This window comes from Verrucomicrobiia bacterium (genome assembly GCA_035489575.1).
GTDB lineage: Bacteria > Patescibacteriota > Saccharimonadia > Saccharimonadales > JAGQNK01 > DATHJY01.
Map to the genome: position 1 here is coordinate 95,872 of DATHJY010000011.1, position 24,841 is coordinate 120,712.

The window sequence follows — 24,841 nt, forward strand, 5'->3', positions numbered from 1 at the left end:
ACGTTCTCATAAGTTGGTCAAGCCAGCCCAAAAGATGTTCGAAAGAAACTGCTTCAAGCGCACCACGGTTTGGCAAACATCTCTACAGAGAAGAAAGTTCCACATTTATTTTGTGGAACTCTTTCTTTTTGAAGCTGTCTCTGTTAATTGGGGTTCAAGTCATCTCGCGCTAACAAGATCTCCTTAACATGTTTGACAGTGACGATGGATTGACCATTAATAAGCTCCATGTCCGAGGTGCACGAGGTAGTCCAAGACCCTATGGCACGGCCGATGCCTGGCGAAAGCCTTGGCCTGACTACGGTTAACATCATCCAACGACTTGCGTCAGGGGAGAGATTTACCGACATAGCTAACCAAGTTAACTTGATGTCGGTTGAGGAGATTGAGGGATTGAGGCCAGATGAGTCTAGGGACATAACGGTGGCCAATGTTTTGGCACGGCTGAATGCAGTGCGCGTAAGGGCAGGCACACTACATAATGCGGTTTTGGGTTCTTTCCAGAAGGTTGCCAACGAAGTGGCCATCCTGGAAAGTGCTCGAGTTACAGAGTGGTCAGGCCTCAACGGGTTTAAACATCTGGCAGGTTATGATCATCTGCTCAGGACGAGGGTTGAACTGGTTAACTACCCGCCCACGGCTCATGAGTTTATGTGCGTTACGGGTAGTTTGAGACACTTTGGTACAGAAGCAGCCTGCGCAGACTTGAAGGAAAGAGATCCGGGGTGGCGGGTTCGTGCTAGGGATGTTAAAAAGTGTAAAATTGCGGCTCATGCGCAAATGAGACGCGTGCTAGATGAAATTCAGATAGGCCCTGGCCCAGACGACACCGTAGCAAATGCAATCGAGATTATTGAGCAATCCATGCGAACTGGCGTTGTGTCCGCAAGGGAAGGAAAGATGTCTATACTTGCGCTAGTTCGGGAAGCAAGCGGTTTTCGTGTTCCTCAGAGGGTTATGCAGTTGGCTTCACACAAAGACGCTGAAGCTCGCAAATGGCTCGAACGCCCCGTTTCTTACTCAGAAAGTGGCCTAGCTGGTCTGGCAAATCGAATTGATAACGCAACCTCCATGTTCCAAGTGATCTTTGGTTTTACTACCTTGCGTCGCATATTAGGAGAAGAGCGGGAGGAGGTAGTGCCCAACATGCTTGCGCACGATCTTAGCACACTCACAAGTTATATAACTGGTACGGCACCTGACATGCCTTTCGATCCTTCCAATGGTGCTACGTCGGATTTTATGACTTGGATGAATGGGATTGCGGGAACTGCGCAGGCTGGAGCATCTATCGAGGAAGGGACGCTTGTTCTGCCGCATGTGGATCGGATTGGAAGTGGCAGATGCCCCGTACAGCATGTAGTGATAGCAAACAGCCCCTCGGCTGTAGAATTGCCCGAGCACATGCAAGTACTACAAACAGAGGTCAAAGATAGATTTGGCGTTGATCTGGGCTTTGACCAAGAATTACCCTCTATAGGCAAGGTTGCACTGGCGAATGCAATTGAGACTGCCGCTAAGCCCGGCGGACCATTGCATCCCGACTCGGTTGGCCTAGACGCTATGGTGAGGCATATCCAAGAGAGAGTACCCAAGTCGTCTATGCAACGACTCGTGCAATTGGCTCGCTTTTTACTAAAGCCGGGTATGCATACGCCCGTGGCATATACTTCTAAATACTACACTGAACCTGGCTTAATTTTTGAGCCCTAGGTAGAGAGAGCATGGTCGCACTGGTACACCAAGATAAGAAGATCAGCTATTGTCGGTCTTTTTATATGTTCTGCGCTTTTTGACCGTAGCTTAGTCTTCGGCAGGCACAGGATCGCGCGTGGTGAAGCGAATGATATCGTCACCCAAATCTTCTCTTTCAAGCTGGCCTTCGTCTAGGATCAAGTAAGCAAACGTGTCTTTATTCAGGTCGTTAACATCTATTATCTTAAACCGGGGACGGTAGACATACTTTGTTGTTATCTCGGTAGCAGCGTAGCTATCACCCGTACCGATGCGATCCACAATCCGGCGAGTCTCGTCTTGTCGCCTTACCTCAGCGGTCAACATTTTGTCACCAAAGTTTATAAGGACAATCTGCTGAGGATCGGAGTTGATAATCATATAAGACCGTAACCCCCGGGTAGCACGAGTGCCCATAGCATATGCAACCGCAATAATAAGTATAGCCAATACCGGCAGCACAACCCGGACCTTATCTATAAAATACGCAGTAGGTGTCCGATACACTTCCAGGTCGGACTCCTGACCAAACTTTGCCCGCAGTCCCTTGAGTTTGCGGTGTCGAATGAGAGGCAGAATAAAGTCACCCATAAGCAGATAGATGATAATGGGAGCCAGCAGTAGATGTATGATCAGAAAATACTGAAGGGGAGATACCTCGCCACTGGAAACAAGCAGGGCAATAGTGCCAAATAGAAACTCAGGCACAAACATAATCCCCACGAACCGCCTAAGGCGGATCAGTAACGGATGCCTCCCTGGAATAAACTTAGCTACTAGTTGCCCGATCACATAAGTAAGCACAAAGAAGATGGCTATGCTGGCACCAAACAGCAACGCCTGCATAGAGTTTGGCCGGAAAAGTCCTATCGGGACATTGTAGTGTTCGAACTGAGGCTGATAGTAAAACCACAGCAGCAAATAAGAAAAAGAAGGAATGGCTGCAATAATAGCAACCTCAGTAATACGTACCTTGGCAAGTGCAGATGGCTGGCTCATGGGTTGCCACTAAGTATACTGGCTCCTTTATCTTATGGATACTATATAAGTCCGTAGACATTTGCTGGGACCTTATTCATATTTGTTATGATGAGCGGGTGAAATTCATCCACAGAGCTCGCAAGTTTGTTGTCACTCACCGAAAGCTGGTCATTGGCTTGGCCTGCCTGGTTGCGGTGGGGCTTGTCGCTATCGTACTCAATTACCTTATGACTGGTCGGAATGGACGGTATGTGCTGACCAGCCAAGATCAGGTATCGCACATCTTTGGCAACGAAAAGCCGGTTGGCGTGGTGCTGGGAGGCGGTATTGTAGACGGTAAGCCAATGCTCCTCTTGCAGGACCGGCTGGATACAGCCGCCGCACTGCTCGGCTCGGGAAAGATCCGCAAAGTCATCGTGTCAGGGGACAACAGATACAAAAATTATGACGAGCCGACAGTCATGCGTAATTACCTAATCCGCGAGAAAGCTATAGATCCCAGCTTTATACAGCCAGACTACGCGGGGCGTAGCACCTACGAGACATGCGAACGGGCTAGAAAGATATTCGATCTTAACAAAGCACTTCTCATATCCGAATCGACCCACTTGCCCCGGGCTATCTATTTGTGCCGATCCTTCGGGATCGAAGCCTATGGCTACACCAGCGACGGCCAGTCTTCGGCCGGCCTGAAGGTCGGGCAGCGGTGGCGTGAAGTTTTTGCTCGCACCAAGGCAACGCTCAATATATACATCTTGGGCGAAAAGACTGTTCTGGGGGATAAAATCCGGCAAACCGCCATAGACAACAATCCATTCATACCCCCCGAATCACCCCAACCATACATCAAGCAGGTACTGTCTTCCATGTCGCTACGCGATAAAGTGGCTAGTTTGTTTATTGTTCATGTCCGCGGCACGGACCCCAGCGCCTTGGCAGCCTATATGTCTGCGCACAAACCGAGTGGCCTCATTTTCATGGGAGACAACATTTCTTCCACGTCTGATGTGCTGCGAGCACAAACAAGCGACCTGGTTACCGACAAACAGCTCACGCCATTCACCGCAATCGACCAAGAAGGCGACACGGTCAAGCGACTACAGTCCGACACCTTTCCAGGTGCCCAGACGCTGCGTGACCAGCATCCAGACGCAACGCGTAGTGCCTTTGCGGGACGCTCAGAGCTACTCAAGAACGCCGGGCTAAACCTCAACTTTGGCATTGTTGCCGATGTGACAGCCGACAAAGATTCTTTTATGTACGATCGTGTCCTAGGCACAACGCCCCAGGCAGCCAGCGTACGTGTTATCCAGGCCGTCGTTGGGTCACGCGGCAAAACGCTAGCCACCCTCAAACACTTTCCAGGTCATGGCGAAGCCAGCGAGGACTCACACGGCACCATTCCGACCGCCCCTACCAACTATGACGATTGGAAAAAGCGGGTAGCCCCACCATTCCAGGCAGGCATAGCCGCTCAGGCGGACATGGTGATGTTCGGTCACTTGCGCTATTCGGCTGTTGATACAGCACCAGCTACGCTATCAAAAAAGTGGCATGATATTCTACGCCGCGACCTTGGCTTTACTGGTATTACTATCACTGATGACATGATTATGCTGCAAGATTCAGGCGATACCGCCTACAAAGACCCTGTCAACAATGCCGTGGCCGCTCTGACTGCCGGGAATGATCTCTTGCTGTATGTGCTGGACCACAATAGCGCGTCATCAAATGTGGATGCCGGCGCTCTCATAAATGGCGTCGTAGAGGCCGTGAACAACGGGCGCCTAGACAGTCGCCTGATCGACGAGCGTGCTCAAAAAGTCCTAACCCTGCGCCACCACCTAGCCAACGTATATTAGCCTCGGAGACGTTGGCGGGGATAGTAGTCTCCAGGAATCCCACCGGCCTTGTTCCTGGCACTCCCACAAAATGATCCCGTCATAGACCGCGCTACGTACTGTGCGGGGCGAGGCAAGCGGCCAAACCACTGGCGTGCCTGGAGCCAGTGGTCAAAATACAGCCCCATGTATGCAGCTCGCTGCACACCGTACCATCTCCGCTCCCTTCACCCTGGCTCTTGCGAAGTTACTTTATCACCAGGCCCTGTGGGCAAAGTAGCAGCAGGGAACTGCAACAATGCCTGTACCGCCAGATGGTCCGAAGCCACACAGAAGGTCTCGATCTCGTACCCATACTGCTGCTCTGTGTCGACTGAACCGTTAACAAGCTTTGTGTCGTCAGGAATGCGGATATCGATGCCATCCAGCTGCAGGTTAGACAAAAGCCTCAGCCAGCCCATCCACCTATGCTTGCCTGCACCTACTATATAAGTGGGCTCATTCTCGGGCAGCAGAGCCTGCGCTCCCCACGCTTTCTGAAGCTGTCGATACTGTTGCGCCTGGCGTTGCCGGACAAAATTGCGGTCACCCGTACTAATAATGACGCTATTCGTATTCTCAATAGCCAGCCTGCCAAAAGCCAGAGCGTCTTGGCGAGCAACAGCCTGCCAGCGGGGCGAGCTAAACACCGGGACGTGACCGTTCCCCAGTAATACCTCATGGTCACCAACGGCCGTCCTTACCACTTGCAGGCCATACTTTCTGCTAGTTCGCCCACCCTGGTAGGTCAACGTCTGCATGTCTCGCACCTCCAGATCCGGGCTCATGGCCAGCGCCAGCCCGTGGGACGCTAGCAGGATAGGTTGATACCCTCGCTGCCGAATGAGCGCCTCGGCCTGATCATGCCGATGCGCTACTTCCTGGAATGCAACTATAGTCGGAGTGTCATCGTCAGGCAGCAATTGCTCTAGGCTGGCCGGGTTGTTTAGCGCCCTATTCCTATAAGTATTCGAACTGATAACTCGCAGTGTTTCACCTGGCATGGCACTCCTTAAGAAACCTCTTGGATCCCCAAGAGATGGTTAGGTTGCAAATAGACAAGTCGAGAAGTATAATAATACTACGAATTAAGTAGTACTACACATATCGTAGCACTGCGAAATGGATGAATCAAATGGTTTCTTTACACACCACCGCCCACGACAAAGATGAGTTTAGTCAAAGAATTAAAGTCTTTGGTGATATTTGGATGGTACGCATTATTAGCATGCTTGCCGATGTAACCCAGCGATTTAACGAGCTACACCGCAGCCTGGGACCCGTCAGTCCTACCGTACTGGCCGACCGGCTCAAAAAGCTAGAAGACTACGGTCTGATTGCCCGTGAAAGACAAACAATGGACCAGCTGTCGGTAACTTACGCCCTTACGGACAAGGGCCGAGCAATCCTGCCGCTCCTGAAATCCATCGAATCATTCACCAAAAAGTATCTGTAGCACCCGTTTTCGTCTTTAACGTCTGTCGGATAAGACAGATAGACTCGTCAGCACTACCGCGTAGCAGTGGAACGGGTTGGTAAGAGAAAAAATAGAGAGGGTGCAGCGGGCAGGGGCGGTGTCATAAAGTGCAGTCTTTACAGACCAACCTTTAGCACACACCCCTGCCGGACTGCATCAGGGCCTAGGCGACCATGTCGTCGAACTCGCCAGCCTTGGCTCCCTGGAGGAATGCCAGCATCTCGTCACGGGTGAAGTGGGTCATCCCACCCTCCGGGTTGTTCGAGTTGCGCACGGCGATGCCACCGCTGTCGGTCTGCGCCATCTCGACACAGTTGTCCATGCCCTTCGTGGCACTGAAGGAGCTCTTCCGCCAGTTCAGCTGATCCATGGGTCCTCTTCTCTCAAGGTTCTCTTACCTAAAAAAGTATCGTCCGGCTGGACGATCCTTATGCACAGTCAAGACTGCACGCAAACTAGATTACCAAGCTGGAGGGCGGGACGATGCAAGATTTTCGACAAACAGATGGCTTGTCTTTTCAGAAAAATATGACATTATGTAACGGTATGAGATACATCCAGACCAACCAGCATCATCTGCATATTCTGCCGGAGCGCATCGGTTAGTTTCTCTTTGTCTTAAAACATTCAGAACGCCGGATCCGCTCCGGCGTTTTTATATGCAAATCATAAGGAGAAAATACTGATGACTGGTAAAATACTGGAAATGGCTTTATCTACACAACCCTATAAAGGTGCTCGGGATTTTTATCCCGAGGACAAACGCATCCAGAAGTACATGTTCAAAACGATTCGTAGAGTCGTCGAGAAATTTGGATACGAAGAATATGACGCTCCATTTTTGGAGCCCACAGAACTCTACGCCAGCAAGACCAGCGACGAAATCGTCAACGAACAAACCTATAGCTTCACCGACCGTGGCGACAGGGCGGTGACCATTCGCACAGAAATGACACCCAGCGTCAGCCGTATGGTAGCTGGTCGTCGCCAAGAACTGGCATATCCGGTCCGCTGGTACTCAATCCCCAATCTGTGGCGGTACGAACGCCCACAGCGCGGCCGCATGCGTGAGTTTTTTCAGCCCAACGTTGATATCTTTGGTGTCAACGGTATCGAGGGCGACCACGAGATCATCCTGGTAGCCGACACCATCATGCAAGCCTTCAAGGCCAAGCGCGACATGTACACCATCAAGATTAATAGTCGCAAGCTCATGGACAGCCTATTCCAGGACTATCTCAAACTCAGCCAAACCCAGGCCGTCACCATGGGCCGGCTCATCGACCGCATGCACAAAATGGACTATGCAGAATTCGTCGGCAACGTCGACGCCATATTCCAGCCAGCTCAGCGTGAGAATGGCGAGACCGACATGCTGCTGGCATTCCTGCAGGTCAAAAACCTCGGCGAGCTACCCGCCCAGCTCAAAGACCACCCCTCTATTGGTGAACTCACCAAGCTCCTCGATATGCTACACGCCTCTGGCATTACCAACATAGAATTCGACCCCACGCTTATGCGCGGCTTCGACTACTACACCGATGTAGTGTTCGAGGTATTCGACAACCACCCCGACAATAACCGGTCTATGTATGGTGGCGGACGGTACGAAGGGCTCGTCACCCTGTTTGGCGTAGAATCCGTATCTGCTGTCGGTTTTGCCCTGGGTGATGTGACCCTGCAAAACTTTCTAGAGAGCCACAAGCTCATGCCCAATCTTCAGCCAGAGACAGATCTATACGTCATTCTGATAGGTGACGTCTACAGCCGGTCCCAGAAAGTCTTCAAGGAGTTGCGCGATTCAGGCGTCAAGGTAGCCGTCGACAGCACCGGACGCAAACCAGACAAACAAATCAAGACTGCCGTCAAAAAGGGCATTCACTACGCCTTGTTTATTGGCGAAAAAGAACTCGAAGATGACCAGTATGTCCTAAAAAATCTGTCAGCCGGCACCGACGAACGCCGGGGCATCACCCGAATTGTCAGCATTGTTAAAGATTACCGCCAGAAAAAGAAGTAAGTGAGGGCAATCAATCACGCCATGACCGGTGCCCTTATCGGGTTGACCGTAAGCAGTCCGGTCATAGCGTTGCCCCTGGCAGTGGCTTCACACTTTGTCCTCGATAGTATTCCGCACTATGCTGACGACGAGCGAGTACCCATCAATTCTAAAATCTTTGCAATCGAACTTGCTGTAGACGCCTTGCTTTGCGGGCTTTTGGTATTGGCTCTCATGGCAAGAACACCTGATAACTGGTTTGTACCCAGCCTTGCCGCTCTAGCTGCCGCCTCGCCAGATTTTATGTCTATCGCCAGATACCTCCGTGGCATACGCCGCGGTGACACCAGCAAGGACAGCAAATATACCATCAGACAATTTCATACCCGCATTCAAAACGAATCACCCAAGGCCTGGCCGGTAGAGGTTATATGGGCGTTGGGTTGTATCGTGCTGCTTGCGCGGGCGACATAAGGGGTAGAAAAACGTAATCATATCTGTTAGGATAAAAAACTATGCAAGTAAAAAAGACTCAACCATCAGAGACAGAAGCCGTTCTAGCTGTTGTAGCTGACGCCAAAGAGCTCGCTCCCATAAAAGAACATGTCCTCACTCATTTCCAAAAAAACACCAAAATACCCGGCTTTCGTGCCGGCAAAATCCCAGGCGATCTACTAGAAAAGAGTGTTGACCAAAACGCGCTCCAAACCCAATTCCTAGAAGAAGCAGTCGAGCAACTCTATGTTGCTGCTGCCCGCGAAGTAAACCTGCGCCCCGTAGACAATCCTCAAATTTCTATCAAGAAATTCGTGCCATTCACCACCCTCGAATTCGAAGCCACTGTAGCTGTAGTAGGCGTCGTTACACTGCCTGACTACACCAAAATCAAAAAGACCAAGCCAGAGGTCAAGCTGACCGATGCAGATGTCAAAGAAGTTATCAAAAGCCTGCAAATGCGCGCCGCTGAAAAAAAAGACGTCAGCCGAGCCGCCAAAGATAGCGACCAAGTATGGATCGACTATACCGGCGTAGATGCCGACACCAAAGAATCTATCAATGGTGCTGACGGCAAAGATTATCCACTCGTCTTGGGCAGCAATACTTTTATTCCAGGATTCGAGCCAGAGCTCATTGGCCTAAAGGCTGGTGATGAAAAAACCTTCACCCTGACTTTCCCTAAAGACTACGGCGTGGCCATGCTACAAGGTCGCAAAGTGACCTTTACCGTAACGGTCACCAAAGTCCAAGAAGTCGTCGAGCCAAAAGTAGACGACGCCTTTGCGGCTAAAGTGGGACCATTCAAGACCCTCGCCGAGCTCAAAGCTGATATCAAAAAGCAGCTTGCCATCGAACGACAGCGGGAAGCCGATCGGAATTTTGAGTCACTCCTCATCAAAGAGATCAGCGACAAAAGCGCAGTAGCCATCCCCGACGTTCTAATAGCCGACCAAATCGAACGCCTCATGCAGGAGGTGCAGCAGAACCTCGTGTACCGAGGCCAGACCATCCAGGAATTCCTGGCAGCAGAAGGCAAAACCGAAGAGACATACAAATCCGATGTACTCAAACCACAAGCTCATGACCGCGTAAAAGCCAGTTTGGTTCTGGCTGAAATTGCCGAAAAAGAAAAGCTAGACGTTACACCCGAAGAACTCGAGATCCGCATGCAGGTCCTAAAAGGCCAGTACAAAGACGAAGCCATGCAGGCAGAGCTAGAAAAGCCCGAAACTCGTCGGGACATCGCCTCTCGTATCCTTACCGAGAAGACCGTCAGCAAACTCGTCGCCTACACCGCATAAGTTAGGGGCCCATGAAAGAGAGCGGACCAGACCCCGAAGAAACCGAGCGGTTCGTAACAGTGGTTGAGTATATTGACGGAGCGTTGGCAGTGGGAGGTATGGTGCTGATTGAAGTTTCAGACAACCCAGAAACTATCGAAGATGGTGCTCAAGAATTTACTTTTTGGTTTGGTGCTGCATCTATAGTCATAGCAGCTACTGTGGCCGTTGCCACTGGTCGCTACCGATTCCGAGAATACCGAAACAGCAAGAGACAAGACAACTAGCACTCTTGACTTGAGAGTGCTAGTTTCGGTAATATAGTGGTACATAAGGAGAAAGTTTTATGCCCTTAGTCCCGACCGTTATCGAACAAGAAGGCCGCATGGAGCGCGCCTATGACATATATTCTCGGCTGCTCAAAGATCGCATTATCTTTTTGGGTGAAGACGTCAATTCGCACACCGCCAACCTGATAACCGCGCAGCTGCTTTTCTTGGACAACGAAGATTCCAAAAAAGACATCTACTTTTATATAAACAGTCCGGGCGGCAGCGTCTATGACGCACTGGCCATCTACGACACCATGCAATTCGTAAAAGCCGACGTACAGACCTTTGGCATTGGTGTCCAGGCCAGCGCGGCAGCTTTCCTGCTGAGTTCCGGTGCCAAGGGCAAGCGCTTTATTCTGCCGCATGCCACTGTCATGATCCACCAACCCTCTAGTGGCACCCGCGGAAAAGTAACCGACCAAGAGATCGACCTACGCGAGTCTCTGCGTGTAAAGAAGCTGCTTGAACAAATCATGGCCAGGAACACCGGCCAAAAACCAGAAAGAATCCATGAAGACATGGAGCGCGACAAGTGGCTGAACGCCGAAGAGGCCAAAAAGTACGGCCTAGTAGACAAAGTGATCCAGACTACTTCCAAGTCGTAACTATTTTCGAAATATCTCACACCCTAAAGCATCCCTAAAATGCTATCCTAGACATAGTAAACAAGGCTACCGATATGGTTGAGTCAGCACGTGGCGTAGATGATCTCCACTTCGAGCGTATGGATCCTTCAGCTCTATCAAAGGAACGATGGGATGAGGTTGTGCAGTTGCGCCATGACTACTATAGTCGCACGCTTCGGGGTCGACCTACGGGTCACGTCGAAATGTTCGTTAGTCATACCACTCAAGATTCCTGGGATAATCCTAACACCTCAGATCTTCGGGGTAGCTATGCCAGGGCCATGGTAGTGGCAGCTTTCGACAAGCACGATGACCTTGTCGGTTTCAGCTATACGGCCGACAACGCCTCTAGCGATCGACCCCAACCCCAAAACAGTGCCGAACGGCTTGCCAAGCTCTATCTGCCTCGGTATATCGAAGGCCGTTACCACTGGCAACGCGAGCTAGTAGACAACGGAGATGGCCGGCCGGGCCTGCGCGAAGCGTTAGCCGCACTCAGCATCAAAGGTAGGCTCAAGAATAAACAACACCTCCAACCTATGTCTGTCTGGATCATGGGCGAAGAATATGACCTCCAGGAAGAAGCATCGGCCTGGGGCTTTACTGCCCACACCAAGCCCGAAGAACGTGGTATGTTTGGCGAGGGCACCATGCCTACGCACCTAACCATGTACAAGGCAAACTCTAAACTCGAGGTATTTGACCGGTTACTTGATCGGCCCAACGGGCAATCTGCCGTCTCTTTTGCAATGCAGCACGTCAAATAAGCATCGAATATCTTGACATTAGAATCCTTATAACTCATACTTTTATCCTAAGAAGTAGTGTACGTGGGCGTGCTATGCACCAAAAATACCCAAGGTAGTAATCTTCATGGCCCCTCAAAAACCAAAACCATAAAACATCCGACCGGATCCTTGGATGTTTTTTGCATAGGAGTTTCGCACTTTCCCATCGTTGCCAGCTTGCATCCTGAGTACATCAGGAGCTTTTATCTCCGAGGGAGGCATAACTTTGTTACGTTGACCGAGGAATGGAAGCTTCTGTGTGCTCAGGTGTGAGCTGGGGCGATGCGGAAAGTGGGAAACTCCTATATGTACCAAATCATTTATAACAGCGGGAGTATCAACGCGTATGGCAAAAAGCTCACTCAGCGCAAAGGCAGCGCTCAAGAAGCGAACGTTTTTTACCAAAACTGACGATGTACTCGACATGCCGAATCTTGTCGACCATCAAAACCGATCATTCCAGTGGTTTATAGACGAAGGACTTGGCGAACTGTTGGCCGAGATCAGCCCTATAGACGACTACACAGGCACCAAACTTTCTTTGCGGTTCAAAGATTACCGTTTTGAAGACCCCAAAACGTCCGAGCTGGAAGCTCGCGAAAACAACGTTTCGTACGAGGCACCCCTGAAAGCTACCGTCGAGCTGACCAACAAAGTCACTGGCGAAATCAAAGACCAAGAGATCTACCTGGGTGACTACCCATGGATGACTGCTCGTGGTACTTTTGTCATTAATGGCGCCGAGCGCGTTGTCGTAAGCCAGCTGATTCGCTCAGCCGGTGTTTTCTTTACTGCCGATCCACACGGTACGCACAATCTGTACGGCGCAAAGGTTATTCCTGGCCGTGGTGCTTGGCTAGAGTTCGAAACCGCTGCATCTGGTGCTCTCTACGTCAAGATCGACCGCAAGCGCAAGATTGCCGTTACCACCCTCCTGCGTGCTCTGGGTATGAGCGAAGCGCAGATCAAAGACGCCTTCAAACACGTTGACCAAGGCAAGCTGAACTACATCGATGTCACCATCGACAAAGACCCAGCTCGCGGCAACAACGACGCCCTCATCGAGGTCTACCGTCGTCTGCGTCCTGGCGACCTGGCAACCGTAGACAACGCCCGCAGCTTGCTAGAGAACATGTTCTACAACTTCAAGCGATTCGACTTCTCCCGCGTAGGTCGCTACAAAATCAACAAGCGCCTGAACCTAGATATTGCTAATACCACCGAAAATCGCGTGATGCGCATCGAAGACCTAGTGGCCATCATTGCCGAGATTATTCGCCTCAATAACTCGCAGGAACCAGCTGACGATATCGACAGCTTGGCCAATCGCCGCGTTAAATTGGTAGGCGAACTGGTTCAACGTCAATTCCGTATCGGTCTGCTGCGCATGGAGCGTAACACCAAAGACCGTATGAGTATGAGCGAAATCGAAACCGTCACGCCCGCCCAACTCATTAACGCTCGTCCTATTGTGGCTGCCGTTCGTGAGTTCTTTGCCAGTTCTCAGCTGTCACAGTTCATGGACCAGATCAATCCGCTTTCAGAGCTGGCCCACAAGCGCCGCCTGAGTTCTATGGGTCCTGGTGGCCTCAGCCGTGAACGTGCTGGCTTTGAAGTCCGCGACGCCCATGCTACTCACTATGGTCGTATCTGTGCCGTAGAAACTCCAGAAGGCGCCAACATTGGTTTGGTACTCAACCTGGCTACTTACGCACGTATTAATGAATACGGTTTCATCGAAACACCTTACCGCAAGGTCATCAACGCCCTTACAGCCAAAGATGCCGTCGGTTACATCGCCGCCATCAACCTAGATGTCGATGGCAAAGTGGTTGTCAAAAAAGGCGACAAAATCACTGCCGAAGCAGCCAAGAAGCTCGCTACTGTCAAAGGTCAAATAACATGGCCGGTTAAATCTAAGGTTACCGACAAGGTTCTCTACTTGGACGCTTCCGAAGAAGAGCAAGCAGTTATTGCCAGCGCCGGCGAAGAAGTCGATGCCGACGGTTACTTTGTGAACGACCGTATTTCTGCCCGGGCACGCCTAAAGGCTGGAGAAGTTGACTCAGACGACGTTACCCACATGGATGCTTCACGCAAGCAGATCATTGGTTCCAGCGCCGGCCTGATTCCTTTCATCGAAAAGAACTATGTGTACCGTTCGCTCATGGGTAGTAACCAGCAGCGCCAAGCAGTGCCACTAGTGACGCCACAGGCCCCAATTGTCGGTACCGGCCTAGAGTCAACAGCCGCTCATAACAGTGGTCAGTTGATTGCCGCCGAATCTGACGGCGAGGTCGTCAAGGCCTACGGCGACGAAGTCATTGTGAAGTACAAAGACCAGACCGTTACCTATAACCCGCTGCACTTTGTTCGTTCCAACGAAGGTAGCTCTATCAACCAAAAGGTTGTGGTGAACACCGGCGACAAATTAAAGGCTGGTGATCCTATCATCGAAGGCATGTCAATTGCCGACGGCGAACTCGCCCTTGGTAAAGACCTCGTTGTAGCCTTCATGCCCTGGAATGGTTACAACTTCGAAGACGCTATTATCCTCAGCCGCAAATTGGTCGAGGACGACACTCTTACTTCAGTCCATATTGTTGACTTCATGGTAGAAGTCCGCGAGACCAAGCTCGGTCCAGAAATTGTTACCCGCGATATTCCAAACGTTTCAGAAGACGCCCTGCGTCATCTGGACGAAGACGGCATTGTCCGCATTGGAGCAGAAGTCCATCCTGGTGACATCCTGGTTGGCAAGATTACTCCAAAGGGCGAGCAAGAACTCAGTTCTGAAGAGCGTCTGCTGCGCGCCATCTTTGGTGAAAAAGCCAAGGAAGTCCGCGACACCTCACAGCGTATGCCAAACGGCAAGCACGGTAAGGTTGTAGGCGTAAAAGTCTTCTCTCGCGCTAACGGCCATGAGTTAAAAGCCGGTGTCATCATGCAAATCCAGGTCTTTGTGGCCCAGATGCGCAAGATTTCTGTTGGCGACAAGCTTGGTGGACGTCATGGTAACAAGGGTGTTATCGCTCGTATCCTACCCGTAGAAGACATGCCCTTCATGGAAGACGGTACTCCTGTAGACATCATCCTGAATCCCCTCGGCGTACCATCACGTATGAACGTTGGTCAGTTATTCGAGACTCATCTAGGTATGGCCGCCCGTGCCTTGGGCATGAAAGTTGCCAGCCCCTCATTTAACGGCGTGCCAACTTCTAAGATTCACGAGCTTTTGACAGAAGCTGGCCTACCCGAAGATGGCAAACAACGTTTGTTCGACGGCCGCACCGGTGACGCCTACAAAGAGCGCACTACTGTTGGCTCTATGTACATGATCAAGCTCAACCACATGATTTCAGACAAGATCCACGCCCGCAGCACCGGACCATACACCATGGTTACGCAGCAGCCGCTTGGTGGTAAGGCACAAAACGGTGGACAGCGATTTGGAGAGATGGAAGTCTGGGCCCTCGAAGCTTACGGCGCATCCCACACTCTTCAAGAAATGCTGACTATCAAGTCAGACGATGTCTACGGACGCTCCAAAGCCTACGAATCCATCATCAAGGGTACCGAGATTGTCGGTCCAAAAGTTCCCGAAAGCTTTAACGTACTCGTGAAAGAACTCCAGGGCCTAGGCCTCAAGGTCGACCTGATGAGCAGTAGCAAGGTCATCGACGCCGAGGACGTACTGGCCGAGAACATCAAGGACGAAGCCAGCAATCTGCCTCAGGTAGAAGTCCCCGCACCAAGCATTTCCGATGTTGATGTCACACAAGATGTCTCCGCCGACGAATTTGTCGTCATGGAATTAGAAGACGATATTCCTGCCACAACAGTCATTACCGCAGATGATTCTGCGAACGATGACGACGATACCGCCATGATTGGAACAGACGATACCGACGATAAAGAGAAGGAGGCTTAACATGAGACGCTATTCGTACGGTACTAACATTGCCGACTTCGACGCCGTTCGCCTAGCAGTTGCCAGCCCAGAAGATATTCTGGACTGGAGCTATGGCGAGGTAACAAAACCAGAAACCATCAACTACCGTACCCAAAAGCCAGAACGCGACGGCTTGTTCTGCGAGCGCATCTTTGGACCGGTCAAAGACATTAATCCGCACGACGCAAAATACAAGGGCGTCCGCTCCCGCGAGGCTGCCGTAGACAAGAACGGCGAGATCGTTACCAAGAGCATTGTCCGCCGCGAGCGCATGGGCCATATCAACCTAGCCGCACCGGTTGCGCACATCTGGTTCCTTCGTGGCACCCCAAGTGCCATCGGCCTGCTCCTAGGTATGACCGTCAAGAATCTCGAACGCATCGTGTACTTTGCCAGCTACGTCATTAAGTCTGTCGACATCGCCAAACGTGACCAATACCTGGTAGACAAAGAAGCTGAATTCTCAGCCGCCAAAGAAGCCATCAAGGTACGTTACGAAAAAGAAGCTGAAAAAGAAGACGCCAACGTCAAAGCCTTGGCAGAGATGCAAACTAAAGAGCTCGACGAAGTCACCACCGAGTTTGAACAGCTCAAGACGCAACTCACTGGACTCGAGAAGTACAGCCTCATCAACGAGACCGATTACCGCTCACTGCCAGACGAACTCCAAGATATGATCACCGTCGGCATGGGTGGCGCTTCGCTACGCGACCTGCTGGTAGAGATCGAGCTTACCAAGCTCATCCAAGAGCTCACCGCCGAAGCCGAAGACGCCAAGGGCCAACGCAAGAAGAAGCTTATGAAGCGCTTGCGCCTCCTAGAGAGCATGGAACGTGCTGGTATCAAACCCAGCAGCATGTGCGTATCAGTTCTGCCAGTCATTCCTCCAGACCTGCGCCCTATGGTGCAGCTAACTGGTGGCCGCTTTGCAACATCTGACCTGAACGACCTGTACCGCCGCGTCATCAACCGCAACAATCGCCTGAAGAAGCTGATCGAGCTCAATGCTCCAGAAGTCATCCGCCGCAACGAACAGCGCATGCTTCAGGAAGCCGTTGACGCCCTGATAGACAATAACAACGCCCGCAGTGGCCGCGCCGTGGCCGCAACCGGTCAACGTCGTCGCCTGAAATCTTTGAGCGACATGCTCAAGGGTAAGCAGGGACGTTTCCGCCAGAACTTGTTGGGTAAGCGCGTGGACTACTCTGGTCGTTCGGTCATCGTGGCCGGTCCAGAGCTCAAGATTTTTGAGTGTGGTCTGCCAAAGATGATGGCCCTCGAACTCTTTAAGCCATTCGTTATTGGCTATCTCATCCAGAACGAGCACGCCCACAACATCCGCTCTGCCACTCGTATGATCGAGACAGGCGAGATCGAAGTATGGGACGCCCTAGACGAAGTCATTAAGGGCAAGTATGTGCTACTCAACCGCGCACCATCCTTGCACCGGCTATCTATCCAGGCCTTCCAACCTCGTTTGATCGAAGGTAAAGCTATCCAGTTGCACCCCCTCGTCTGTAAAGGCTTTAACGCCGACTTCGACGGTGACCAGATGGCTGTGCACTTGCCACTGTCTGATGGTGCCCAAGAAGAAGCTCGCACTATCATGGCCAGCAACATGAACCTATTGAAACCTGCCGATGGTTCGCCAATCCTGCACATCGAACAAGATATCGTGCTTGGTTGTTACTACCTCACCTACGACCGTCCAGGTACCAGCAAGAAAGTTGCCAACTTTACCGGTATAGAAGAAGCCATCATGGCCCGCGACGCCGGCGTCATTACGCTCCAAAGCCGGGTCCACGTGTCTTTCCGTGGTGAAATGCGTGACACAACACTGGGACGCCTCTTCTTCAACGAGATTTTCCCCGACGACTTCCCGTTCCAAGACGAAGCCATGACCAAGAAGAAGCTCAACAACGTCCTAGCATTGGCTTACCAGAAGTACGGCCAAGCCAAGACTGCGGCTATTGCCGACGACCTAAAAGACCTAGGCTTTGAATTTGCTACCATGTCAGGTCTGTCTATGGGTATGAGTGACTTTAGCGACCTCAAAGGACTAGATGAACTGCTTGCCCAGGGCGAAAAGACCGCTGCTAAAGTTAGCGAACAGTACGAACAAGGCTTCATCACTGACGAAGAGCGTTACCGCCTGACCGTCGAAACCTGGACAGAAACTGACGCCAAGGTGCAAAAAGCTCTGACCGAGCAGTTTGCTACCGAGGACAGTTCTATGTCCATCGCCGTCGTATCTGGCGCCCGTGGTAACATCGGCCAGGTCAAGACCGCTGTCGGTATGCTTGGTCTTATGGTAGACGCTACTGGCCGTGCTATCGAGCTGCCGATTCGCTCCAACTATAAGGGTGGACTGACACCACTCGAATACTTTACCGCCACCCGTGGTGCCCGTAAGGGTATGATCGACACCGCCCTCAAGACCGCTGACTCTGGTTATCTGACTCGTCGCTTGGTAGATGTATCGCAAGATGTCTTTACTATCGACGAAGCCACCAGCGACGACGATCCCGGCTTTGCCCAATTCCGCTCAGACGCTGCCGAGATTGGCGTGAACTATGCCGTTCGCCTCGAGGGCCGATTTGCTGCCGAGAAAATCCCCAAACTGCTGAAGCGTGGCGACCTCATTACCACCGAACTTGCTAAGACTATTGATGAAGACGAGTCTATTGACGGCGTCAAGATCATGAGCGCCCTGTCCAGCACATCAGTCCTGGGCGTCCCCCAAAAGTCTTACGGTCTCGACCCCGCAACCGGCGAACTAGTAGCCAACCACCATCCTGTTGGTGTCATCGCTGCCCAGTCTATCGGTGAGCCTGGTACCCAGCTGACGCTGCGTACCTTCCACTCCGGTGGTTCAGCTGTCGCAGACGACATTACCCAAGGCTTGCCTCGCGTCGAAGAGCTGTTCGAAGTTCGCGCACCAAAGGGTCAGGCCTATCTGGCTGACATTGGTGGCATCACCAACACCTGGGAAGAGGGCGACCACTACGTTGTTCAGCTGACCGCCGACGATGCCGAACGTGTCGAGCTCCGCCTAGGCGAACGTAAAGCCCGTGTGGGCAGCGGAACCGATGTTGCTATCGGCGATGTCATTGCCTCACTCGAAGACAGCTCAGAGCCCATTACTGCACCAATCGCCGGCAAGGCAGAAGTTGCCAAGACCAAGATTGTAATTGTTCCAAGCAACCAAAGCGTCATGCGCTATGAAATCCCCGGCTTCAAGCAGCTAGTTGTCAAAGACGGCGACAAAGTAGTAGCCGGCCAGCGCCTGACCAACGGTTCAATCAATCTGCACGAGCTCATGCGCCTGCAAGGTGTAGAAGCGACTCAGCGCTACATCATGAACGAAATCCTGCGCATCTTTGCCTCACAGGGCCAGAACATTGCTGACAAGCACCTAGAAATCATCGTGCGCCAGATGTTCAGCCGTGTACAGATCGAAGAAGCTGGTGACACCGAATTCGTAACTGGTGACGTCGTATCCAAGCTCGCTGCCGTACAAGCCAACGAAAGGCTCGTTAAGAAAAAGAAGCAGCCCGCCAAGTTCATCCAACTGCTCTTGGGTATCACCAAGGCCAGCCTGTCCACCGACTCATTCCTGAGCGCCGCTTCCTTCCAAGACACCACACGCGTCCTCATCGCTGCTGCTACCAGCGGCAAAATCGACCGCCTGTATGGCCTGAAGGAGAACGTTATCCTAGGTCGCCGCATCCCTGTGGGTACCGGCTACAACGCCGAGAAGCGAACCCGAGCCACCCAAGACGATGATCTCTAGGCCTTGAAAGTACCGAGTAAATCTGTTAAAATTACATTACAAACCTAAGTGATCCGAGCTGTACGCGGCATACGTATACTGCGGTAGATCACATCTCTAAGGAGAGATATGCCAACAATTAATCAGTTAGTGCGCAAACCGCGCAAGGCTAAGACATCCAAGTCTAAGTCACCACACCTGCAACGTGTGGTCAACAACCTGAAGACCACCAACTACGAAAAGCCCGCCCCATTCAAACGCGGTGTCTGTGTCAAGGTAACCACCAAGACCCCTAAAAAGCCTAACTCTGCGCTTCGCAAAGTTGCCCGCGTTCGTCTGAACAACGGCTATGAAGTCTGGGCTTACATTGGCGGCGAAGGCCACAACCTACAAGAACACGCCGTAGTCATGGTTCGTGGTGGTCGCGTACCGGACCTTCCCGGTGTTCGTTACCACATTGTCCGCGGAACCCTAGACCTCCAGGGTGTCCAAAACCGCAAGAATGGCCGCAGCAAGTACGGCACCAAGAAGGAGAGCAAGTAATGTCTTTCGCAGCCTTAAGGGAAAAGAGCAGCCAGAACGCGGATTCATTCCGCGTCCTGCGCGATGAAACGGGGTCCCCGCAAAACCTGTTTTGTGGGGTACAGAAAAACCGCAAGGTTTGTCTCATTACTCCGAAGGAGAGCAAGTAAGATGCCTCGTAAAGTTACCAAATCACTCGTTCGTCCTATCAACCCAGACCGTCTATACAACGACGTTATGGTCCAGCGCCTGATCAACCGTGTCATGCTGAATGGTAAAAAGCAATTGGCCGAGCGCCTGGTATATAACGGCATGCAAGAAGCAGCCGACACTCTCAAGGTCAAAAACCCTGTAGAGGTGTTTACCCAAGCTATGCAAAATGTTCGCCCCTCCATGGAGACTCGTTCTCGTCGCGTAGGTGGTGCCAACTACCAGATTCCTTTCGAGGTTAAAGGTCAGCGCCAAAACCACCTGACTATGATGTGGTTCGTAGCCGCAGCCCGTGCCCGCAAAGGCATGAGCATGCAGAAGCGTCTCGCTCTAGAACTCGTTGACGCCTACAACAGCACCGGCGCAGCCGTTAAGAAAAAAGAAGACACCCACAAAATGGCCGAGGCCAACCGCGCCTTTGCCCACTTTGCGCGGAGCTAACATGTCCGCAGAAGTTCGCACCGGAAAAAGTGTCGTCATAGATCAGCACATTGGGCGGCCAGCTGGCAAGCGAGTGTCGCGCCGCCGTGCCTCCTTTGAAGATATTCACGCACACCTAGGTATCAGCCAGCCCGAAAGGAATCGGCTTGGTGGCCTTATTCAGCCCGGCGACGAATTTCTGCTATTCCTAAATGTAGGTCGCACTCGCAGGCGTACACCACCCGTCATGGGAGTGGGCGTTATCTTACGTGACCACCTGCAGGAAGGTGACGTAATCTTTAGTGGTGAAATCAAAGTGCCAAAATTAGGTGACCCCACCGAAGAACCAGAAACAAGGCAAGGCACCTTTCATTTTGACCCAGAAATGGTAGATAGACTGAGTCGGGACGATTACACCAACGTACCGCTCGCCGCTCGCGGAGCGGCCGACCTCATTGCCACCCGTGTATTTCATCTCGACCCAGTAGATACCGAATTAGAAACAACGTATGACGCACTCCGAGCCAACGTAGAACCCATGAGCTGGGTCAATTTTCATGAGAGAGTATGGCCGTGAAACAAAAGAACATAACGCTTAAGATAGGATAATTATGGCAGCAAAAAAATACCCACTCGATAAGCTCCGCAACATTGGCATTATTGCTCATATTGACGCCGGCAAAACAACTACAACCGAAGGTATTCTGTACCGCACGGGGCTTAAGCACAAAATTGGTGCCGTTCATGAGGGCGAAACCACCACAGACTGGATGGCTCAAGAGCGCGAGCGTGGTATTACTATTGTGTCTGCTGCCGTTACTTGCTACTGGAGAGATCACCAGATCAATATCATCGATACCCCGGGACACATCGACTTTACCGTCGAGGTAGAACGTTCGTTGCGCGTTCTAGACGGTGCAGTTGTTGTCTTTGACGGCAAGATGGGCGTGGAATCTCAGTCAGAAACTGTCTGGCGCCAGGCTACCAAGTACGGTGTGCCTCGTGTCTGCTTTATCAACAAGATCAACCAAACTGGTGGCGATTTCTACAAATCACTCGACACCATTCATGCCCGCCTGAGCAAGCGCGCATTTCCCATCCACCTGCCTATCGGCTTTGAACAGTCTATTAACGGCATTATAGACCTGGTCAGTCAAAAGGCGTACACCTACAAAGAATTCACCGACAAAGAACTTGTAGAAACCGAAGTCCCTGAAGACATGAAAGACAAGGTTGCCAAGTACCGCAGCCTCCTCATCGAAAACGCTGTCGCCGAAGACGAAGCCATACTCGAGAAGTTCTTCGAGGTTGGCGAAGAAGGTCTGAGTGAAGCTGATGTTAGGCAAGCTATCCGCACAGCCACGCTGGCGGGTGACTTTTATCCCGTCACTGGTGGCGACGGCCGTGGTGTTATCGTAGAAAAAGTCCTCGATATGGTGGTAGATATTTTGCCATCACCCCTCGACCGTGGCTCAACCTGGGGCACCCACCCCAAAACTGGTGACGAAATCGAGCGCAAGCCCGATGCTGACCAGCCCATGGCTGGTCTGGCGTTCAAGATCACCACCGACCCATTTGTGGGTAAACTCGCTTACTTCCGTGTTTATTCCGGCAAGCTGATCGCTGGCTCTTACATACTGAACACTTCTACCGGCGAGAAAGAACGCGTAGGCCGCATCGTTCGTATGCAGGCCGACAAACGCGAAGACGTTACCGAAGTAGAAGCCGGTGACATTGCCGCTATCGTGGGCCTCAAGGGCACCACAACGGGTCACACCCTGGCAGATCCCAATAACCCAATCGTTCTCGAGAGCATCACCTTCCCAGAACCTCCCGTGTCTATCGCCATAGAGCCCAAGACCAAGTCTGACCAAGAAAAGATGAGCCTAGCCCTACAGCGCCTGGCAGAAGAAGACCCCACTTTCCGTATCAGAGTAGACGACGAGACCGGCCAGACTATCATCTCCGGCATGGGCGAGCTGCATCTGGAGATCCTAGTAGACCGCATGAAGCGCGAATTCTCCGTAGAGGCCAACATTGGTGCGCCACAAGTTGCCTACCGCGAAACCATTCGCAAAGACGCCGTCGAGGCAGAGGGCAAGTTTATCCGCCAGAGTGGTGGTCGCGGGCAATACGGTCATGTATGGCTACGCCTCAGCCAGAACGAGGCCGGCAAAGGCTTTGAGTTCATCAACTCCATCAAGGGTGGTATTGTTCCCAATGAATACATCAAGCCCGTCCAAGAAGGTATCAAAGAAGCCATGAACAACGGCGTTATTGCCGGCTACCCCATGGTAGATATCAAGGCTGAGCTTTACGACGGCAGCTACCACGATGTTGACTCCAACGAAATGGCCTTCAAGATCGCCGGCAGTATGGGCCTCCAAGAAGGTGCCAAAAAAGCCAATCCCGTACTCCTAGAACCTGTCATGAAGGTCGTAGTCGTCACCCCTGAAGAATTCATGGGTGACGTTATCGGAGACCTCAACAGCAAACGCGGACGCATAGAGTCCATGGAAGATCTCAGCGCCGGCATCAAAGAAATCACTGCATTTGTACCACTTGGCGAAATGTTTGGTTACACTACCAACCTCCGCAGCAATACCCAAGGTCGCGCTAGTTCCAGCATGGAATTGGATCATTACGCTGACGTGCCAAGCCACGTAGCAGAAGCAATCGTTGCCAAAGCAGGGAAGTAACCATGGAATTTCCTGGACAAAGAGCGGCCGAAAGGCTCACAGATGCCATAAAAGAGCGAGCCCGGCAATGGTTCGTTAGGCTAGGCGACCAAGTGTTTGAAGCTATGATGGTTCCACCAAAAGACGACAACGAAATCGTGCCACAAGACCTGGCAGCGGCTGACGTGTGCCCTGACGAACCAGCCCCTCCAGAGGAAACACGCCGACCCGACCAACTCGCCAGCCGTTCGTAGGGGTAACTATCAAAATTCCAATCCACCCCGTTAGCACCTGCCCAAAGAGTCGCCCAAGCCTCTTTACAACTGGGGCGATATCAGATAAGATTATCCGGTAACTCGTGTGAGTTATCTATGCTCATGCAACTAATTAATTTTAAGGAGATCTACCTCTATGGCAGATACATTTGACAGAAGCAAGCCACACGTCAACGTCGGTACCATGGGTCACGTAGACCACGGCAAAACCACCTTGACCGCCGCTATCACCGCTGTGCTCGCTAAAAAGCTTCCCAGCAAAGTAAACCAAGCCGTCAAGTACGACGAAATTGACAAGGCACCTGAAGAAAAAGCTCGTGGTATTACCATTGCTACCTCTCACCAGGAATACGAGTCAGAAAAGCGTCACTACGCTCACGTTGACATGCCCGGCCACGCCGACTACGTCAAGAACATGATCACTGGTGCCGCTCAGATCGACGGTGCCGTACTAGTTGTTTCTGCAGCTGATGGCCCTATGCCTCAGACCCGCGAACACGTACTGCTTGCCAAGCAAGTGGGTGTTCCAAGCATCTTAGTCTTTATGAACAAGATGGACCTCGCAGATCCAGAGCTCGTAGAGCTCGTAGAAATGGACATCCGTGAATTGCTTGCCAAGTATGACTTTGACGAAGACGCACCTATCATCAAGGGCTCCGCTACCAAGGCCCTCGAAGGCTCAGCAGCTGACGAAGACGCTATTATGGAACTCGTTAAAGCTATGGATGATTACGTCCCAGAGCCAAAGCGAGAACTAGACAAGCCCTTCCTGATGCCCATCGAAGACGTCTTCTCCATCAAGGGTCGTGGTACTGTTGCTACCGGCCGTGTCGAGCAAGGCATCGTAAAGGTCAACGAAGAAGTTGAAATTGTCGGTATTCGCGACACCCGCAAGGTTGTTGTAACCGGTGTTGAAATGTTCAAGAAGCAGCTAGACCAAGGTCAAGCTGGCGATAACGTTGGTGTACTACTTCGCGGTATCGAGCGTGACGACATCGAGCGCGGTCAAGTTTTGGCCAAGCCAGGTAGCATCACTCCTCATACTGAGTTTGACGCCGAGGTGTACATTCTGACTAAAGAAGAAGGTGGACGTCATACTCCATTCTTCAAGGGTTACAAGCCTCAGTTCTACTTCCGCACCACGGACGTAACTGGCGAGGTTGAACTACCAGCCGACAAAGAAATGGTCATGCCTGGTGACACCATCACCTTCAAGGTCAAGTTGCTTGCACCTATCGCCATGGAACAAGGTCTACGCTTCGCTATCCGCGAAGGTGGCCGTACTGTTGGCGCCGGAGTAGTAACAAAGATCAGCAAATAAGTATCTCGCCCATTTGTCAGGGCGCATCGCGGGCAAAAACCTGCGACAGAAAAAGGAGCAGTACCATTTGTACAGCTCCTTTTTCGTGCTCGGCCT

At 51.8% G+C, this 24,841-nt stretch carries 20 protein-coding genes; 17 read left to right on the forward strand and 3 right to left on the reverse strand.

All coding sequences use genetic code 11. The features are described from left to right. Positions 1-228: 228 nt before the first annotated feature. The gene (locus VK694_05000) at positions 229-1,713 is read left to right on the forward strand and encodes a hypothetical protein (protein ID HTE58075.1); all 1,485 of its coding nucleotides are present in this window, start codon (positions 229-231) and stop codon (positions 1,711-1,713) included. 90 nt (positions 1,714-1,803) lie between these two features. Here VK694_05000 and VK694_05005 read toward each other — a convergent pair whose 3' ends face one another. Next, positions 1,804-2,733, reverse strand: coding sequence for a hypothetical protein (locus tag VK694_05005; protein ID HTE58076.1), 930 nt, complete (start codon positions 2,731-2,733; stop codon positions 1,804-1,806). A 98-nt stretch (positions 2,734-2,831) separates the two neighbouring features. On the opposite strand from VK694_05005, the gene VK694_05010 reads away from it, so the two are divergent. Then, complete coding sequence (locus VK694_05010) at positions 2,832-4,577, forward strand: glycoside hydrolase family 3 N-terminal domain-containing protein (protein ID HTE58077.1); 1,746 nt, start codon at positions 2,832-2,834, stop codon at positions 4,575-4,577. A 206-nt stretch (positions 4,578-4,783) separates the two neighbouring features. Here the strand turns inward: VK694_05010 and VK694_05015 are convergent, their stop codons facing one another. Then, a complete protein-coding gene (locus VK694_05015) occupies positions 4,784-5,599 on the reverse strand; it encodes a hypothetical protein (GenBank protein ID HTE58078.1) in 816 nt (271 codons plus the stop codon). Between the two features lie 131 nt (positions 5,600-5,730). On the opposite strand from VK694_05015, the gene VK694_05020 reads away from it, so the two are divergent. Continuing rightward, positions 5,731-6,051, forward strand: coding sequence for a helix-turn-helix domain-containing protein (locus tag VK694_05020; GenBank protein ID HTE58079.1), 321 nt, complete (start codon positions 5,731-5,733; stop codon positions 6,049-6,051). Positions 6,052-6,235: 184 nt separating this feature from the next. On the opposite strand, the gene VK694_05025 is transcribed toward VK694_05020, so the two are convergent. Further along, a complete protein-coding gene (locus VK694_05025) occupies positions 6,236-6,442 on the reverse strand; it encodes a DUF397 domain-containing protein (GenBank protein HTE58080.1) in 207 nt (68 codons plus the stop codon). A 336-nt stretch (positions 6,443-6,778) separates the two neighbouring features. Here VK694_05025 and hisS point away from each other — a divergent pair, with 336 nt between their 5' ends. The 14 genes from hisS (at position 6,779) to tuf (ending at position 24,745) form a co-directional block, all read left to right on the forward strand. Further along, positions 6,779-8,092, forward strand: coding sequence for a histidine--tRNA ligase (hisS, locus tag VK694_05030; GenBank protein HTE58081.1), 1,314 nt, complete (start codon positions 6,779-6,781; stop codon positions 8,090-8,092). Next, a complete protein-coding gene (locus VK694_05035; protein ID HTE58082.1) occupies positions 8,093-8,545 on the forward strand; it encodes a hypothetical protein in 453 nt (150 codons plus the stop codon). 41 nt (positions 8,546-8,586) lie between these two features. Beyond that, complete coding sequence (tig, locus tag VK694_05040) at positions 8,587-9,870, forward strand: trigger factor (GenBank protein HTE58083.1); 1,284 nt, start codon at positions 8,587-8,589, stop codon at positions 9,868-9,870. Positions 9,871-9,881: 11 nt separating this feature from the next. Continuing rightward, entirely contained in the window at positions 9,882-10,136 is a 255-nt protein-coding gene (locus VK694_05045) for a hypothetical protein (protein ID HTE58084.1), read from the forward strand. Between the two features lie 59 nt (positions 10,137-10,195). Then, the gene (locus tag VK694_05050) at positions 10,196-10,786 is read left to right on the forward strand and encodes an ATP-dependent Clp protease proteolytic subunit (GenBank protein ID HTE58085.1); all 591 of its coding nucleotides are present in this window, start codon (positions 10,196-10,198) and stop codon (positions 10,784-10,786) included. 74 nt (positions 10,787-10,860) lie between these two features. Continuing rightward, positions 10,861-11,574 carry a hypothetical protein gene (locus tag VK694_05055; GenBank protein HTE58086.1) on the forward strand — a complete coding sequence of 238 codons (714 nt, stop codon included), beginning with the start codon at positions 10,861-10,863 and terminating at the stop codon, positions 11,572-11,574. 367 nt (positions 11,575-11,941) lie between these two features. Next, positions 11,942-15,526 carry a DNA-directed RNA polymerase subunit beta gene (locus VK694_05060; protein ID HTE58087.1) on the forward strand — a complete coding sequence of 1,195 codons (3,585 nt, stop codon included), beginning with the start codon at positions 11,942-11,944 and terminating at the stop codon, positions 15,524-15,526. A gap of 1 nt (position 15,527) precedes the next feature. After that, entirely contained in the window at positions 15,528-19,340 is a 3,813-nt protein-coding gene (rpoC, locus tag VK694_05065) for a DNA-directed RNA polymerase subunit beta' (protein HTE58088.1), read from the forward strand. A gap of 108 nt (positions 19,341-19,448) precedes the next feature. Next, positions 19,449-19,862 (forward strand): 30S ribosomal protein S12, encoded by a 414-nt coding sequence (gene rpsL / locus VK694_05070; GenBank protein HTE58089.1) that lies wholly within the window; start codon positions 19,449-19,451, stop codon positions 19,860-19,862. A gap of 150 nt (positions 19,863-20,012) precedes the next feature. After that, positions 20,013-20,492 carry a 30S ribosomal protein S7 gene (rpsG, locus tag VK694_05075; GenBank protein HTE58090.1) on the forward strand — a complete coding sequence of 160 codons (480 nt, stop codon included), beginning with the start codon at positions 20,013-20,015 and terminating at the stop codon, positions 20,490-20,492. A 1-nt stretch (position 20,493) separates the two neighbouring features. Further along, positions 20,494-21,048: a hypothetical protein gene (locus tag VK694_05080; protein HTE58091.1), complete on the forward strand. Its 555-nt coding sequence runs from the start codon at positions 20,494-20,496 to the stop codon at positions 21,046-21,048. 34 nt (positions 21,049-21,082) lie between these two features. Further along, a complete protein-coding gene (gene fusA / locus VK694_05085; GenBank protein HTE58092.1) occupies positions 21,083-23,170 on the forward strand; it encodes an elongation factor G in 2,088 nt (695 codons plus the stop codon). Positions 23,171-23,172: 2 nt separating this feature from the next. Beyond that, entirely contained in the window at positions 23,173-23,403 is a 231-nt protein-coding gene (locus tag VK694_05090) for a hypothetical protein (protein ID HTE58093.1), read from the forward strand. A gap of 157 nt (positions 23,404-23,560) precedes the next feature. Beyond that, a complete protein-coding gene (gene tuf, locus VK694_05095; GenBank protein ID HTE58094.1) occupies positions 23,561-24,745 on the forward strand; it encodes an elongation factor Tu in 1,185 nt (394 codons plus the stop codon). The last annotated feature ends 96 nt before the right edge of the window (positions 24,746-24,841 follow it).